The sequence below is a fragment of the Streptomyces sp. NPDC001204 genome (assembly GCF_053598035.1).
Window position 1 is genome coordinate 20277 of the sequence record NZ_JBSFJL010000010.1, and the last position, 13238, is coordinate 33514.

The window sequence follows — 13238 nt, forward strand, 5'->3', positions numbered from 1 at the left end:
CCACCCAACCCGTCAACGGACTTCCGCCCTTCCACTCTCACGCCAGGGCCGTGGTGATCTGCTGCGGATCTTCCTGCGCCGCGACGAGGTCAACCGCGACGAGATCACCGCGGATCTGCTGCGGCGCACCCTGGGGCTCGATCCACGGGACGTGACCGCGGAAGTGCGCCACGGGCGGGTCACCCTCGCCGGCACCGTGGGGTCCAGGAGTCCGATTCCCGTCATCGAGCAGTTGTGCCGTGGCGTCGACGGCGTCGTGTCGGTCTCCGGGAACCTTGCCCAGCGCATGGACGAGGGCCGGTGACGGTCCGTCTCTCGTCCCGTGGCGGTCACATGTGCGGCACGACAGCGACGGGACACGGCGCGTGATGCAGCAGCGCGTGATTGATCAGGCCCAGCTGCAAGCCCGAGTGCCCGAGCCGCCGCCGGGCGCCCACGACCAGCAGATCCGCCGTCGCCGCGGCCTCCAACAGGGCACGGCGCGCCGGTTTCTCGATCAGTCGCCGGCTCACCGAGGCGTTCCGATACCTTTCGGCAGGGCGGCGCAGGGCGTCGTCGAGCACCTGCGCAGGCGGACGCCGGTGGGCTTCCAGGAACCACGACGGGGCCCGCGGTGTCGTACAGGCACCGGACGGTGCGCTCCAGGCGTGTACCGCCACAAGTCGACAGCCCCGCACATGGGCCTCGCGCAACGCGAAGTCCACCGCCGTGCCGCTGCCCTCCCCGTCCTCGACTCCCACGACGACATTCCCGAACCGGGCGGCGCGATGCTCCGGGCCGCCGCGGACGACGACGACCGGGCAGTCGGCACGCGCTGCCACGGCGAGGCCGACCGAGCCCAGGAGCATGCCGGAAAGGTCCCCGTGCCCCCTGGACCCCAGCACCAGCGCGAAGGCATCGCGTCCCTTGTCGACCAGTGCGGAGGCCGCGTCCCCGTGCGAGACCTCGCTGGACAACCGCACCGCGGGAGCATCCTGCCTGGCACGCGCTGAGGCAGCGCTGATCACGCCGGACGCTTCCTGCTCACCGGCCGCCGCGTGCAGGAGATGGAGCGGGATCCCGTGCCGGTCCGCCTCGGCGGCCGCCCATCCGACTGCCTCCAGGCTCGACTTGGATCCGTCCACGCCCACCACCAGGGGAATCCTCACCGCGCCCTTCTCCTCTCGTGGCGGATTCCACGGCTCCGATCGCTTCTGCGCGGGTCCGCGTGCGTCGCGGTCGGGGTCGGGGGATCCTCGAATGGGAGAAGCCCCTCGCGCCCGGTATGCAGGCGACGTCCCGACCGACACTCGGCCGGACCCGTTCACCGTCCTCTCCAGCTTCTTACGAGACGGAGGCCGCCGCCATGCCACCAGTCGTCACCGCAGGCCTCGACGGCTCGCCCGAGAGTCTGGCCGCTGCCCGCTGGGCCGCGGACGAAGCAGTGAGACGCAAGCTCGCGCTGCGGCTGCTGCACGCGTGGCCGCTGCTGGCACCGGAACCAACCCGGGTCCCCGCCGAAGTCGATCAGAACTACTGGGCGAAGCGTCTCGTCCATACGGCGCAGGCGGAGCTGCAAGCGCGCCATCCGGACCTGTCAGTCGTCGGGAACCTGGTCGCCGACGACGCCCAGCACGCCCTCCTCCAAGCGGCCTCGGAGTCGGAGATGCTCGTCCTCGGTTCCCGGGGGCTCGAGCCTGTCGAGAGCTACTTCCTGGGGGACGTCAGCATGCCTGTCGTGGCGCGGGCCGAGCGGCCCGTGGTGCTGGTGCGCGCCGAGCGCCCTGAGCGGAGGACACCGACGCCGGTGAGCCGTGTCGTCGTGGCCCTGAAACTGCACGGATCCTCGGACGACCTGCTCGACTTCGCCTTCCACACCGCGGCGGCCAGGGGTGTCCCCCTCCTCGCCGTCCACGGTCGCAGCGTGCCGCTCCACGCACGTGTGCCCTGGGGAGTGGACCACCACATCAGCGAAGACATGACGCGGGGTGCGCACGAGCAGCTGAGCGGAGAGCTGCACTCGTGGCGGGAGAAGTACCCACAGGTGGACGTGGCCGACAGCATCCGTCTCGTCAGTCCCGCCAAGGCCGTCGTGGAGGCCGGCGAGGGAGCCGCCGTGCTGGTATTGGGCCGGCGTCGGCATCGTGCCGGCCTGGCGCCCCATCTCGGGCCTGTGGCACAGGCCGCCATTCATCACGGACGCTGCCCTGTCGCCGTCGTTCCTCATGGCTGAGCCCAGCCTTCGCGCGTGGCGGGCACGGTGCGCGGGACCCATACCGCGACGCTGTTTCAGCCTCAACAGCGTGACGATCAACGCCGCCCGGTGACAACGCGGCGCTCGTCGACGAGGACCACCAGAAGATATCCTTAGGTATCAGGATCATCGTCAGATATCAGGATGATTGTCGGAGCGGACAACCCGGACTCGAGCCAACGACTGCGAGATTCACTGCCCCATCGGTTCGGGGAGGAGACCGTGAATGAGGACACCGCAGGTCGGACTGACCGTGATCTCATGCGTCGCATCGAGGTGCGGCTTGCGCATCTCGGTTTCACGGAGGAGGAGTTGGCGGGCCAGGCAGGCATGTCGCCGCGCTACTTCCGGCACCTGATCGAGTCCGGGGACGACTTCGACCCCGGTGGCCTCCTGCGGGTCGCCGCCGCGCTCGGGATGACCTACCAGGAGTTGCTCGAAGGCCGAAGCGACGCGCCCGCAGGCCAGGGCGGAGCGGCTCGGCACCCTGTGCTCATGAAGCTCACCACCAAGGAATGCTGGGAGCGGCTCGGCACCCACGGGATCGGGCGTATCGCGTTGCCCGCCCATCCGGGGCCCGGCGTCTTCCCGGTCAACTACGTGGTTGACGGCATGACGGTCGTTTACCGCACGGATCCCCGAGGTGCCGCGGTTGCCGAACCCGGCGGCGAGGTCTCCTTCCAGGCCGATCACGTCGACGAGAGCCGGAGCGTCGGCTGGAGCGTCCTGATCGCCGGCACCGCCGAGCACGTCACCGATCCTGAAGCCCAACGCCTCGCTGAGCAGCCCGGCAGCGAGCCGTGGGCCGGCGGTCTCCGAAGTTTGTGGATCCGCGTCGTCCCGGCAGAGATCAGCGGCCGCCGGATCCACGGCCTTTGATCTTTCACTCGGGCGGTGGCTCGGCCGGCCCCTCGGAGGCCGAGGTCCGCGAAGTCAGGGCTCATGCGGGGACACCGTTTCCGAGGGAGGCCCGGGCGGCTCCTGCAGGACGCTCCAGGCGACCGGACCCAGCAGGTCGGCGAGTCGCCGGAAGACCTCGAGAAAAAGGTCGTCGATGGTCAGCATGCCGACCACCCGCCCCGCATCCAGCACCGGAAGCCGGCGGACCCCCGTGCGACGGAAGGACCGGTAGGCCATCTGGAGGTCGTCGGCTGCTTCGATCGTGGCGACGCGTCGTGACATGACCGCCTCCACGCGGGCCTCCGTTCCCAGGCCGCCGCCCATGCCCCGTACGGCCAGGTCGCGGTCGGTGACTATGCCGCGCAGTGTCCCGTCCTCGACCACGAGGACGGATCCGACGGCGTACTCGGCCATCCGTCGGGACACCTCGGCCAGGGAGACGTGCGGCGGTACGCACACCGCCGGAGCAGTCATCAGCTCGGAAACCTTCATGCGACCGCTCCTCACGCTCCGGTGGGTCCGTCACAGGACGTCGAGCAGATCGGCCACCGGCCGCCGTGGGCTCGCGTGGCCTTCGGGGCCGTAGCCGAGCCGGATCACCATCTGGACGTGGGCCACGGCCGAGACAGGATCGCGGACGGCCCACCGGATCTCCGGCCACTCCAGGGGCTGGGAAGTGACCGAGGCGACCAGCCCGTCCGTGGTGGCCCGGAGCAGGACCCGCTCCAGTGCCTGACCGGCGCGGAGCCAGTCCACGGGCTCATCGTGGGCCGTACCCAGCAGGGCGATGTTCGGGTTCTTCTCGAAGGCCGCCCAGCTTCGCCCGGGCATCGGACGGCCGGCGGCGAAGTCACGCACCGGGGCCGAGGTACCGCGTTGGCGCGGACCGAACGCCTCGCCGGGAATGCCGTCGGCCGCCCCCGGGGTACCTGACGGCTCCGTGTGCGTCCAGCGCTCCGTCTCCCCGCGTACTTCCGGGGTGAGAGCCTCCCTGCCCTCGGCATCCCGCACCAGCTCCAGGATCGCCTGCACGTGCCAGGCACCGGGGAACGACAGCTCGGCCCCCTCGGCGCGGGCCGCTTCGTACAGCCTCTCCCGCACGGCGGCCGGGAGTGCTTCGTCACGGAAGGGAAGGCGGCTGGAGTGACGGCGGCCGATCGCAGGGGCCAGGCGGGCGAGCGCCCCGTCGGGTGCTCCGGTGCCGCACAGATCCACCTCGGCGAGGAAGTCCTGGTGGGTCGGGTCGGGCAGCAACCGGACGACCGGCGCCAGCCCCGCCGCGGCGGCGGCCACACGCAGGTTGAGGAGCGCGGCGCCGCACCCCATGCGCAGGCCGCGGTTCACGGGGTCTGTTCGCGGGAGTGCGCGCCCCGGGTCGGCGTACAGACGCAGGACGCCGGTGTCCCGCAGATAACGGAAGGCCCAGGGTTGCGCGTTGTGCAGCGAGGGCGCCGCGGCGGCGTCCGCGACGAGTGCCTCGACGGTGTTCACGTCGGGAGGTTCTGCGGGCACGGTGGCTTCCCTTCGTGACGGCCCGGCCGCCTACCCGTGTGCCGGGACGGCGATGACAGGGCAGCCGGCGTGGTGCAGCACGCCCTGGCTGACCGAGCCCAGCAGCATGCCGGTGAAGCCTCCCCGGCCTCGGGTCCCCACCACCAGGCCCAGTGCATGCGCCGAGGCATCCGTGAGCACCTGGACGGGATGCCCGACCACCACCTCGTGGCGCAGGTCCACCTCGGGGAAGCGGGCGTGGCGGCCCGCCACGATCTCGGAGAGCAGCCGGCGGCACTCCTGCTGCGGCTCGTACGTGTCGAAGATCCTGAGCGGCCCCTGCTCCCAGGCGAAGACGGCTCGCAGTTCGGCGCCGCGCAGGGCCGCCTCCTCGAACGCCATGTCGACCGCGGCAGCGGAGTGTTCGCTGCCGTCGACGCCGACGACGTAGTACGCGGGGTCCTGGGTGATGTGTTCCGCTTCGGGGACGACCACCAGGGGACAGTGCGTATGGGCCATCACCGGGAGGGCGACCGACGCGGAGCCGAACGCCTCCTGCCTCCGGCTCAGGTGCTGTGATCCCAGCACGACGGCGGTGGCGTCGCGGCTCTGCTCGCGCAGCACCCACACTGGGTCGCCCTCCGCGAGCAGGGCGTCCACCTCGAGTTGCGGGTGCCGGGCGACGACGAAGTCCGTGACCTCCTCGAGCACCTTCTTCCCGGCCTTGTGCAGCGCCTCGTTCCATTCCTCCCACGACGGCGGGACGTCCGGCTTCCGGTAGCCCCTGGTCGGCACGCCCTCGACGTGGACCGGGCGCAACGGCAACCGCCGGCGGGCGGCCTCGTCGGCGGCCCAGGCCACTGCCATCCGGTGGGCCGGATCAGGATCGACGCCCACCACGATCGGGCGGCGGTCACCGGGCCGGGACATGGTCGCCTCCGGTCACCAAATGCCTGATGTACGCATCAGGGCCGGGGAAGTACAGGGTCACCCGTCCGCTGTCGGCCCAGCGCACGTCGTAAGGCGGGCCGCCGTCCGGATGGCGGAGACCGACGATCTCGCCGTCCCGGGCGATGACCCCGGCTGCGGTTCCGCGTACGACGATCTCGTCGCCGACGCGGGCGCGCATCCAGGTGCCGCCGCCTTCGGAGCCGGTACTCGGTACGGCCCGGTCGTCGTTCTTCGCTGGTGCGGGAGCGGACATCGCCCTCGCCTCCTCCCTGCGGTGGTGCGGAGAGGTGCCGCCGATTCCATGGAAGGCCCTGGCACGTGGGACCTGCCAGGGGCCATTGGTCCCCGCGACGGGCCTGCCGGCCCTCCGCCGTACGCGCCTGTCACCGCGCGCGGACCGGCAGCGCGGAGGGGTGGGGGCACCGCCACGTCCGGGGGCGCGGCGCGACGTCCCGTGCCCAGACGGGCTTCGACATCGGCTCGCACCGAGGCGGTCACCGGTTCAGGGGCCGGGGACCGAACCAGTGGGAACCGGATCAGGGCGTGCGCAGCAGCCCGCAGCGGATGCTCTCCTCCTCGAATTCCTCGGGAGGGCCAGGCACCTGTACGGCCACGCCAGGCCTCCGCTGCCGAAGGACGCGTAGACGTCGAGCAGCCGGATGCGCGAGGCGTGCAGCCGCTGCGCGAGCGCACGTCCCGCTCACACCGCTATGGCTCGGCCGTCGGCCTGTGGGCGGCGAGGCGTTTGCGCGCCTCGGTGTAGGTGTCGGCGTCGATTTCACCGGAGGCGAAGCGGCGGTCGAGGATCTCCTCGGGTGTCTCTCGTGGCGGCTGCCCCGGGCCTTGCCCACCGCCGCGATCCGTGGGGGGCCGCGTGAGGCGGACCACGAGCCCCACCAAGAGGCCCAGCAGCACGATCCACACCAGGGGCATGAAGGCCATCCAGACCCAGCCACCGCCATGCCAATACCACACTGTGCCCACCTCCCAGGGAGGCCTCCTCTTCCCACCTTCCCTCACTCCCGGAGGCGGCGCCAGGGCTCTTCGGCCCCACTGCCACGCGGGTGTCGGCGTCCCTCAGCGGCGACGACCACGACCGATAGGCTGGACCCGAGATGGGCAGGGACGACGAGATCGAAGCCGATGGCGCGGGCGACAGCGTGGACGTGATGCTGGCCGAGTGGCGGAGCGAGTGGCCGGAACTGGACGTGTCGTCCAGCCAGGTGGTCGCCCGCCTGCTGCGTGCGGCTCGGCTGCTGGAAGAGCGGTTCGCGACGCAACTGCGCCGCCCGGGCGGCATGCCCATCGCCAATGTCGGGGACTTCGACCTGCTGCAGGCGCTGCGCCGCGGCGGCCCTCCCTACGCGCTGACGCCCGGGCAGCTGCGCCAAGCGCTGATCGTCTCCTCCGCCGGCCTGACGGGCAGGCTCAACAGGCTGGAGCGGGAGGGCTGGATCGAGCGCGGACCCTCCCCTGTCGACGGCAGAAGCACTCTGGTCAGTCTGACGGAGGAGGGCCGGGTGAGTTTCGACCGCCTGGTGGAACGGCACTTCGCCCTGGAACGGGATGTGCTCTCCGTGCTGGAACCGGAGGAACGCGCGGGGATGGCGGAGGCCCTGCGCAAGCTCCTGGTGTCCCTGGAGGCGGACGCCTGCTGAGCGAACGGCCGAGTGGCGTCAGGCCGATCCCGCCGCCGTTCCGAGGATCACCGCGACGCAGAGCCCGATCAGCCCCATGGTGACCACGGCCAGAGCGACGGCCGTCTCCCGTGTGAAGCGGCGGTGGCGGGCCTCGTACTGAGCCTCGATCTGCTGTATGCGTTCCGCGATCCGGCGGGTGACCTCGCGGGCGTTCTCCACCTGCTCTCGGGCGTACGCTTCCTCGATCACGAGGCGCTGGTCCGTGGTGAGCCCGGGCAGCTCCCAGGCGAAGTCCCGCGCTTTGCGGTGCGCCTCCCGGCGGTTGGCCTCCCGGTAGAGGTAGCCCTCGATCCGGTGCATGCCGAGGGCGGCTTCATGACGTGCGTCCATGGACGGCTCCTGAACGTGTGAACGGGTGGACCGGTCTGCTCAGCGGCGGCCGCCGGCGGTCGTCCGCTCCTCTTCGACGGTGACGGCGATCCCGGGATGGGAGAGGTCGAAGGCGGGTGACTCGCTTCGTATGCGCGGCAGCTTTTCGAAGTTGTGGCGGGGCGGGGGACAGGACGTCGCCCACTCCAGCGAACGGCCCCAGCCCCATGGGTCGTTGACGGTGATCTTCTCGCCGTACCTGGCCGTCCTCCAGACGTTGTGGAAGAACGGCAGGATCGACATGCCGAGCAGGAACGAGGAGATCGTGGAGACCGTGTTCAGGGCGGTGAAGCCGTCGGCCGCCAGGTAGTCGGCGTACCGGCGCGGCATCCCCTCGACGCCCAGCCAGTGCTGGACCAGGAAGGTGCCGTGGAAGCCGATGAACAGCGTCCAGAACGTGATCTTGCCCAGGCGTTCGTCGAGCATCCTGCCGGTGAACTTCGGCCACCAGAAGTGGAAGCCGGCGAACATCGCGAACACCACGGTGCCGAAGACCACGTAGTGGAAGTGCGCCACCACGAAGTACGAGTCCGTGACGTGGAAGTCCAGTGGCGGTGAGGCCAGGATCACGCCGGTCAGGCCACCGAACAGGAAGGTGACCATGAAGCCCATGGACCAGAGCATCGGCGTCTCGAAGCTCAGGGACCCCTTCCACATGGTGCCGAGCCAGTTGAAGAACTTCACGCCGGTCGGGACCGCGATCAGGAAGGTCATGAAGGAGAAGAACGGCAGCAGCACACCACCCGTCACATACATGTGGTGCGCCCACACCGTCACCGACAGACCCGCGATCGCGATGGTCGCGCCGACCAGCCCCATGTAGCCGAAGAGCGGCTTGCGGGAGAAGACGGGGACGACCTCGGACACGATGCCGAAGAACGGCAGCGTCAGGATGTAGACCTCCGGGTGGCCGAAGAACCAGAAGAGGTGCTGCCAGAGCAGTGCCCCGCCGTTGGACGGGGCGAAGATCTGTGCCCCGAACTTCCGGTCGAACTCGAGCGCGAGGAGCGCGGCGGCGAGCACCGGGAAGGCGAGCAGGACCAGCACACTGGTGAGCAGCACGTTCCAGGTGAAGATCGGCATGCGGAACATGGTCATGCCCGGGGCGCGCATGCAGACGATCGTGGTGATGAAGTTGACCGAGCCGAGGATGGTGCCGAAGCCCTGCATCGCCAGGCCCATGATCCACAAGTCGTTGCCGATCCCCGGTGAGTGGACCGTGTCGGACAGCGGGCTGTAGGCGGTCCAGCCGAAGTCGGCGGCGCCCTGCGGGGTGAGGAAGCCGCCGACCGCGATCAGCGAGCCGAGCAGGTACAGCCAGTAGGCCAACATGTTCAGTCGCGGGAACGCGACGTCGGGTGCGCCGATCTGGAGCGGCATGATCCAGTTCGCGAAGCCGGAGAAGATCGGCGTCGCGAACATGAACAGCATCACGGTGCCGTGCATCGTGAAGGCCTGGTTGAACTGCTCGTTCGAGATGAGCTGCAGACCGGGACGGGCCAGCTCGGCACGCATGAGCAGTGCCATCAGGCCACCGAAGCAGAAGAACGCGAACGAGGTGACCAGGTAGAGCGTGCCGATCCTCTTGTGGTCGGTAGTGGTCAGCCACGTGACGGCGGCTCGGCCCGGTAGGCGGCGTCGTCCGGGAGGAGTCGCCTGCGGCGACGAAGCGGGCGGTGACAGAGCGGGCAGGGCCACGGCAATCCTCCATGCGTGCGAGATCTCCGGGCGTGCGGTGCTGACGCACCGAGCGGCCCGGCCTCTGCCAAGATATCTCGCTCGCGAGAGAAATAAATCCGGAGGGTGTCCGCGTTCAGGAGTCCGGAGGGTGTCCGCGTTCCAGAAGCTCGAAGGGCGTCCGCGTTCCAAGGGCCGGCGGTGCGTTGCGGGACGGCCACGGCGTCCCCGGCGAAGGGCGGGACGCAGGCGCGCTCCCGGACCGGGGCACACGACTGAGCCGATGACGTGACGGGGCCCGTCATCGGCTCAGTGCTTCACACGGAGCCAGACAGTTGGATCGGCGTGTCACGCGACTTGGGCATCATCTCGTGATTCGCGGGGCGTCCGACCCGTATCGTCCAGACATGGACACCACTGCTTCACCCCGCGTGCTCGTCATCGGGTTTGATCCGTACCGGGTGCCCGGGCCGTGGGACCCCGAGCCGGTGGCCAAGGCGATCGAGGCGGGACTGACCAAGTTCGCCGAACACGGCGTGGGCGTCGAGACCTGCCTCATCGGCCTTGACGGAAGTGACGACGTGGAAGCGGTCGTCAGGAACGCGCTGCGAGCCCATCCGTGGGAGTGCGTCACCGTCGGCGGTGGCCTGCGGCACTCAGACGATCAAGTTGAACTCCTTGAGCAAGTGGTCAACCTGGTCCGGCGGCACGCACCCGATGCGGCCATCGCGTTCAACAGCACCCCCGCCACCACGTATGAGGCCGCCGCCCGTTGGATCGAGTGACGACACCGAACCACGGGACCCCGGCTTCACCTCCTGGCTCGTCGTCGGGACGCTGGACGAGCGGACAAATGCCATCCGAAGCAGGCGGAGAGCCGGCCCTAACGCGGTGTTCACCAGCTGATTCCGGCCGCCACCGGCAGGTGGTCGCCGCCGGTGGCCGGCAGCACCCACGAGCTCTCGGGCTCCACGCCTCTGACCAGGATCTGGTCGATCCGCACCACCGGGAACCTTGCCGGCCAGGTGAAGCCGAAGCCGTTCCCGGCCGCGTCCTGGGCCGAGTGCATCTGTGAGGTGATGCCGGCGAGCGCGCGGTCGTCCGTGGTGCCGTTCAGGTCGCCGAGCAGCACCACCCGCTCACTCGGATCGGCGGCGATGGCCTCGCCGAGCGCCTGCGCGCCTCTGTCCCGTGAGATCGTCCAGTAGCCGTTCCTGGGCATCAGCCGTACGGACCCCAGGTGGGCCACATACACCGTCAGCGGCCCGTGGTCCGTGGCCACCGTGGTGCGCAGCGCCCGGGTGTAGGTCAACTTGATGTCGACCGGCTTGGTGTCCGCCAGCGGCCCGTAGTCCGTCTTGATGTCGACCGGCCGGGTCTCCGACAGTGGCAGCTTGCTCCACAGCCCGACCGTGCCCTGCACCGTGTGGTACGGGTACGCCTTCGCCAGCTCCTTCTCGTACGTGCCCGTGGCCTCCGGCGTCAGCTCCACCAAGGCCAGCACGTCCGCACCGGAGGCGGCCAGGCCACGGGCGGTGCCGGCCGGGTCGGGGTTGTCGGCGTTGACGTTCTGCTCGGCCACGGTGAGGTCGCCGCCCGGGCGCGACCTGTCGCCGAGCAGCCCGCCGAAGAGGTTCAGCCACATCACGGCCGGCAGCAGCAGCGCGGCCACCGCGGAGGCGGAACGACGCCACAGCGCCCCGATCAGCAGTACGGGGATGAACAGGCCGAACCACGGCAGGAAGGTCTCCACCAGGCTGCCGAGGCCTCCGCGGTCCGTGATCTGCGCGTGCAGCAGCATGAGCAGGCCGAGCAGCAGCGCCGCCGCCGCGAGCACCAGGCCGCGTTTCCAGGGCCCCGGCCGGGAGCAGACGCGGATCGCCCGGCGGATGCCCCCGCGCCAGGTGCCGGCGCCGGTATCCCGGCGGCTCCTTGTCCGTGCTGATGGTGAGGTGTGACGCATACCGCCAGTGAAGGCGGCGCGGTGTTGCCGGCGCGTATGTGATTTTCGATATGCCGACGATATGCGCCGGCTCGTAGCCTCAACAGCATGCGTGTATTGATTGTCGAGGACGAGCCCTACCTGGCAGAGGCCATCCGCGACGGCCTGCGCCTGGAAGCGATCGCGGCGGACATCGCGGGCGACGGCGACACCGCTCTGGAACTGCTGAGCGTCAACGCCTACGACATCGCCGTCCTCGACCGAGACATCCCCGGACCGTCCGGTGACGAGATCGCCAAAAGCATCGTCGCCTCCGGGAGCGGCATGCCGATCCTCATGCTGACCGCGGCCGACCGTCTCGACGACAAGGCCACGGGGTTCGGACTCGGCGCCGACGACTACCTCACCAAGCCGTTCGAACTCCAGGAGCTCGCGCTCAGGCTCAGAGCCCTCGACCGCAGGCGCGCCCACAGCAGGCCTCCCGTGCGAGAGATCGCGGGTCTGCGCCTCGACCCGTTCCGCAGAGAGGTCTACCGGGGCGGCCGCTATGTCGCGCTGACCAGGAAGCAGTTCGCAGTGCTCGAAGTCCTCGTCGCCGCCGAGGGCGGTGTCGTCAGCGCCGAGGAACTCCTGGAACGCGCGTGGGACGGGAACGCCGACCCGTTCACCAACGCCGTACGCATCACCGTCTCGTCATTGCGCAAGCGTCTCGGAGAACCCTGGATCATCGCCACCGTGCCAGGCGTCGGCTACCGCATCGACACGCAACCGGAGACCGGTCACGAGGGAGGCGAGCGTGGATAGAGCACCCGGGTTGAGCGTTCGCCTCAAACTCACCCTCAGCTATGCCGGATTCCTCATGCTTGCCGGCGTCCTGCTGCTCGCTGCGGTGTGGGTGTTCCTCCTGCGCTACGTCCCCGCTCGTGCGCTCATCGTCCCCGGCTCCACCGGCACGGCCACCAACGCGGTGTTTCCCGTCCGGTCCAACCTCCTGCACGTCTTCGCTCCGAGGGCGGCCGCGGTGCTGGCATTCCTGTTGGTGTTCGGCCTCGTGGGCGGGTGGATGCTCGCCGGCCGGATGCTCGGCCCGCTGGCTCGCATCACGGGCGCCACCCGCCTGGCCTCGACCGGTTCGCTCTCCCACCGGATCCGACTGCCGGGCCGCAAGGACGAGTTCAGCGAACTCGCCGACGCCTTCGACACGATGCTGGCACGGCTCGAAGCACACGTCGCCGAACAGCGGAGATTCGCAGCCAACGCCTCGCACGAGTTGCGCACCCCGCTGGCGATCTCGAAGGCGCTTCTCGACGTGGCCCGCACCGATCCGAACCACGACGTCGGTGAAGTCATCGACCGCCTCCACGCCGTCAACACCCGAGCGATCGGCCTCACCGAGGCATTGCTTCTGCTCAGCCGCGCTGACCAGCGGTCCTTCACCCGAGAACACGTCGACCTGTCCCTCATGGCGGAAGAAGCCACCGAAATCCTCCTCCCTCTCGCGGAAAAGCGTGACGTCACCATCGAGACCCGCGGCGACATCGCCCCCACGATCGGATCGCAAGCGCTCCTGCTGCAGCTGACCACGAACCTCGTGCACAACGCGATCGTCCACAACCTGCCCGCGCAGGGCACCGTGTGGGTCGATATCAGCGTCCGCCCCAAGACCGTGGTGCTCACTGTCGAAAACACCGGCGAGAAGCTCACCCCAGAGCTGGTCTCGACACTCACCGAACCGTTCCAGCGCGGCACCGAGCGCGTACACACCGACCACGCGGGCGTCGGCCTCGGCCTGGCCATCGTCAGAACCATCACCCAGGCACACGACGGAACACTGACCCTCACCCCGCGCTCCGCCGGCGGGATCCGCGTCACCGTGGAACTGCCCGCGACGGAACCGCACTCCGGCAGGTAACGAATCACCCCCGGCACCGCAGCCGGCGTCTCGCGAGGCGAGGAACGAGTCGCCGCCGAACTC

At 69.7% G+C, this 13238-nt stretch carries 15 protein-coding genes and 1 pseudogene; 7 read left to right on the plus strand and 9 right to left on the minus strand.

The genetic code is table 11. From position 1 onward, the window contains the following. Positions 1-49 precede the first annotated feature (49 nt). A pseudogene (locus ACWC91_RS16145) lies at positions 50-304 on the plus strand (BON domain-containing protein); the annotation flags it as partial. Between the two features lie 25 nt (positions 305-329). Here the strand turns inward: ACWC91_RS16145 and ACWC91_RS16150 are convergent. Next, positions 330-1148: a universal stress protein gene (locus tag ACWC91_RS16150; protein ID WP_450642171.1), complete on the minus strand. Its 819-nt coding sequence runs from the start codon at positions 1146-1148 to the stop codon at positions 330-332. A gap of 197 nt (positions 1149-1345) precedes the next feature. Here ACWC91_RS16150 and ACWC91_RS16155 point away from each other — a divergent pair, with 197 nt between their 5' ends. Together ACWC91_RS16155 and ACWC91_RS16160 are read left to right on the plus strand one after the other, a co-directional pair. After that, entirely contained in the window at positions 1346-2212 is an 867-nt protein-coding gene (locus ACWC91_RS16155) for a universal stress protein (protein ID WP_450642169.1), read from the plus strand. Positions 2213-2494: 282 nt separating this feature from the next. Next, complete coding sequence (locus ACWC91_RS16160) at positions 2495-3112, plus strand: helix-turn-helix domain-containing protein (protein ID WP_450642167.1); 618 nt, start codon at positions 2495-2497, stop codon at positions 3110-3112. A gap of 54 nt (positions 3113-3166) precedes the next feature. On the opposite strand, the gene ACWC91_RS16165 is transcribed toward ACWC91_RS16160, so the two are convergent. The 5 genes from ACWC91_RS16165 to ACWC91_RS16185 all read right to left on the minus strand — a co-directional run bounded on the left by ACWC91_RS16165 (position 3167) and on the right by ACWC91_RS16185 (position 6559). Next, on the minus strand, positions 3167-3625 hold the full coding sequence (locus ACWC91_RS16165) for a CBS domain-containing protein (protein ID WP_225076758.1): 459 nt from the start codon (positions 3623-3625) through the stop codon (positions 3167-3169). 30 nt (positions 3626-3655) lie between these two features. Next, positions 3656-4645: an Acg family FMN-binding oxidoreductase gene (locus ACWC91_RS16170; protein WP_450642165.1), complete on the minus strand. Its 990-nt coding sequence runs from the start codon at positions 4643-4645 to the stop codon at positions 3656-3658. Positions 4646-4675: 30 nt separating this feature from the next. After that, on the minus strand, positions 4676-5554 hold the full coding sequence (locus tag ACWC91_RS16175; protein WP_450642163.1) for a universal stress protein: 879 nt from the start codon (positions 5552-5554) through the stop codon (positions 4676-4678). Beyond that, positions 5538-5828: a DUF1918 domain-containing protein gene (locus tag ACWC91_RS16180; protein WP_450642161.1), complete on the minus strand. Its 291-nt coding sequence runs from the start codon at positions 5826-5828 to the stop codon at positions 5538-5540. Before ACWC91_RS16180 ends, ACWC91_RS16175 begins: the two co-directional genes overlap by 17 nt. 455 nt (positions 5829-6283) lie before the next feature. Then, complete coding sequence (locus ACWC91_RS16185) at positions 6284-6559, minus strand: SHOCT domain-containing protein (protein ID WP_225076754.1); 276 nt, start codon at positions 6557-6559, stop codon at positions 6284-6286. A gap of 131 nt (positions 6560-6690) precedes the next feature. Here ACWC91_RS16185 and ACWC91_RS16190 point away from each other — a divergent pair, with 131 nt between their 5' ends. Next, positions 6691-7233, plus strand: a complete 543-nt coding sequence (locus ACWC91_RS16190; RefSeq protein WP_450642159.1) for a MarR family winged helix-turn-helix transcriptional regulator — start codon at positions 6691-6693, stop codon at positions 7231-7233. Positions 7234-7251: 18 nt separating this feature from the next. Here ACWC91_RS16190 and ACWC91_RS16195 read toward each other — a convergent pair whose 3' ends face one another. Continuing rightward, positions 7252-7605, minus strand: a complete 354-nt coding sequence (locus ACWC91_RS16195) for a hypothetical protein (RefSeq protein ID WP_450642157.1) — start codon at positions 7603-7605, stop codon at positions 7252-7254. 39 nt (positions 7606-7644) lie between these two features. After that, positions 7645-9342, minus strand: a complete 1698-nt coding sequence (gene ctaD / locus ACWC91_RS16200) for an aa3-type cytochrome oxidase subunit I (RefSeq protein ID WP_450642156.1) — start codon at positions 9340-9342, stop codon at positions 7645-7647. Positions 9343-9728: 386 nt separating this feature from the next. Between ctaD and ACWC91_RS16205 the strand changes: the two genes are divergently transcribed. Beyond that, positions 9729-10106, plus strand: coding sequence for a hypothetical protein (locus ACWC91_RS16205; protein WP_225076750.1), 378 nt, complete (start codon positions 9729-9731; stop codon positions 10104-10106). Positions 10107-10216: 110 nt separating this feature from the next. Here the strand turns inward: ACWC91_RS16205 and ACWC91_RS16210 are convergent, their stop codons facing one another. Further along, on the minus strand, positions 10217-11284 hold the full coding sequence (locus ACWC91_RS16210) for an endonuclease/exonuclease/phosphatase family protein (RefSeq protein ID WP_281156422.1): 1068 nt from the start codon (positions 11282-11284) through the stop codon (positions 10217-10219). An 87-nt stretch (positions 11285-11371) separates the two neighbouring features. Between ACWC91_RS16210 and ACWC91_RS16215 the strand changes: the two genes are divergently transcribed. Next, entirely contained in the window at positions 11372-12067 is a 696-nt protein-coding gene (locus tag ACWC91_RS16215) for a response regulator transcription factor (protein WP_225076748.1), read from the plus strand. After that, the gene (locus ACWC91_RS16220) at positions 12060-13175 is read left to right on the plus strand and encodes a sensor histidine kinase (protein ID WP_450642153.1); all 1116 of its coding nucleotides are present in this window, start codon (positions 12060-12062) and stop codon (positions 13173-13175) included. The genes ACWC91_RS16215 and ACWC91_RS16220 overlap by 8 nt, the downstream gene beginning before the upstream one ends. Positions 13176-13238 lie beyond the last annotated feature (63 nt).

Excerpts from the sequence above, each read along its gene's own strand:
- ACWC91_RS16155 (WP_450642169.1), top strand. The coding sequence starts at position 1,346 with ATGCCACCAGTCGTCACCGCAGGCCTCGACGGCTCGCCCGAGAGTCTG.
- ACWC91_RS16160 (WP_450642167.1), top strand. The coding sequence starts at position 2,495 with ATGCGTCGCATCGAGGTGCGGCTTGCGCATCTCGGTTTCACGGAGGAG.
- ACWC91_RS16165 (WP_225076758.1), bottom strand. The coding sequence starts at position 3,625 with ATGAAGGTTTCCGAGCTGATGACTGCTCCGGCGGTGTGCGTACCGCCG.
- ACWC91_RS16175 (WP_450642163.1), bottom strand. The coding sequence starts at position 5,554 with ATGTCCCGGCCCGGTGACCGCCGCCCGATCGTGGTGGGCGTCGATCCT.
- ACWC91_RS16180 (WP_450642161.1), bottom strand. The coding sequence starts at position 5,828 with ATGTCCGCTCCCGCACCAGCGAAGAACGACGACCGGGCCGTACCGAGT.
- ACWC91_RS16190 (WP_450642159.1), top strand. The coding sequence starts at position 6,691 with ATGGGCAGGGACGACGAGATCGAAGCCGATGGCGCGGGCGACAGCGTG.
- ACWC91_RS16195 (WP_450642157.1), bottom strand. The coding sequence starts at position 7,605 with ATGGACGCACGTCATGAAGCCGCCCTCGGCATGCACCGGATCGAGGGC.
- ACWC91_RS16205 (WP_225076750.1), top strand. The coding sequence starts at position 9,729 with ATGGACACCACTGCTTCACCCCGCGTGCTCGTCATCGGGTTTGATCCG.
- ACWC91_RS16210 (WP_281156422.1), bottom strand. The coding sequence starts at position 11,284 with ATGCGTCACACCTCACCATCAGCACGGACAAGGAGCCGCCGGGATACC.
- ACWC91_RS16215 (WP_225076748.1), top strand. The coding sequence starts at position 11,372 with ATGCGTGTATTGATTGTCGAGGACGAGCCCTACCTGGCAGAGGCCATC.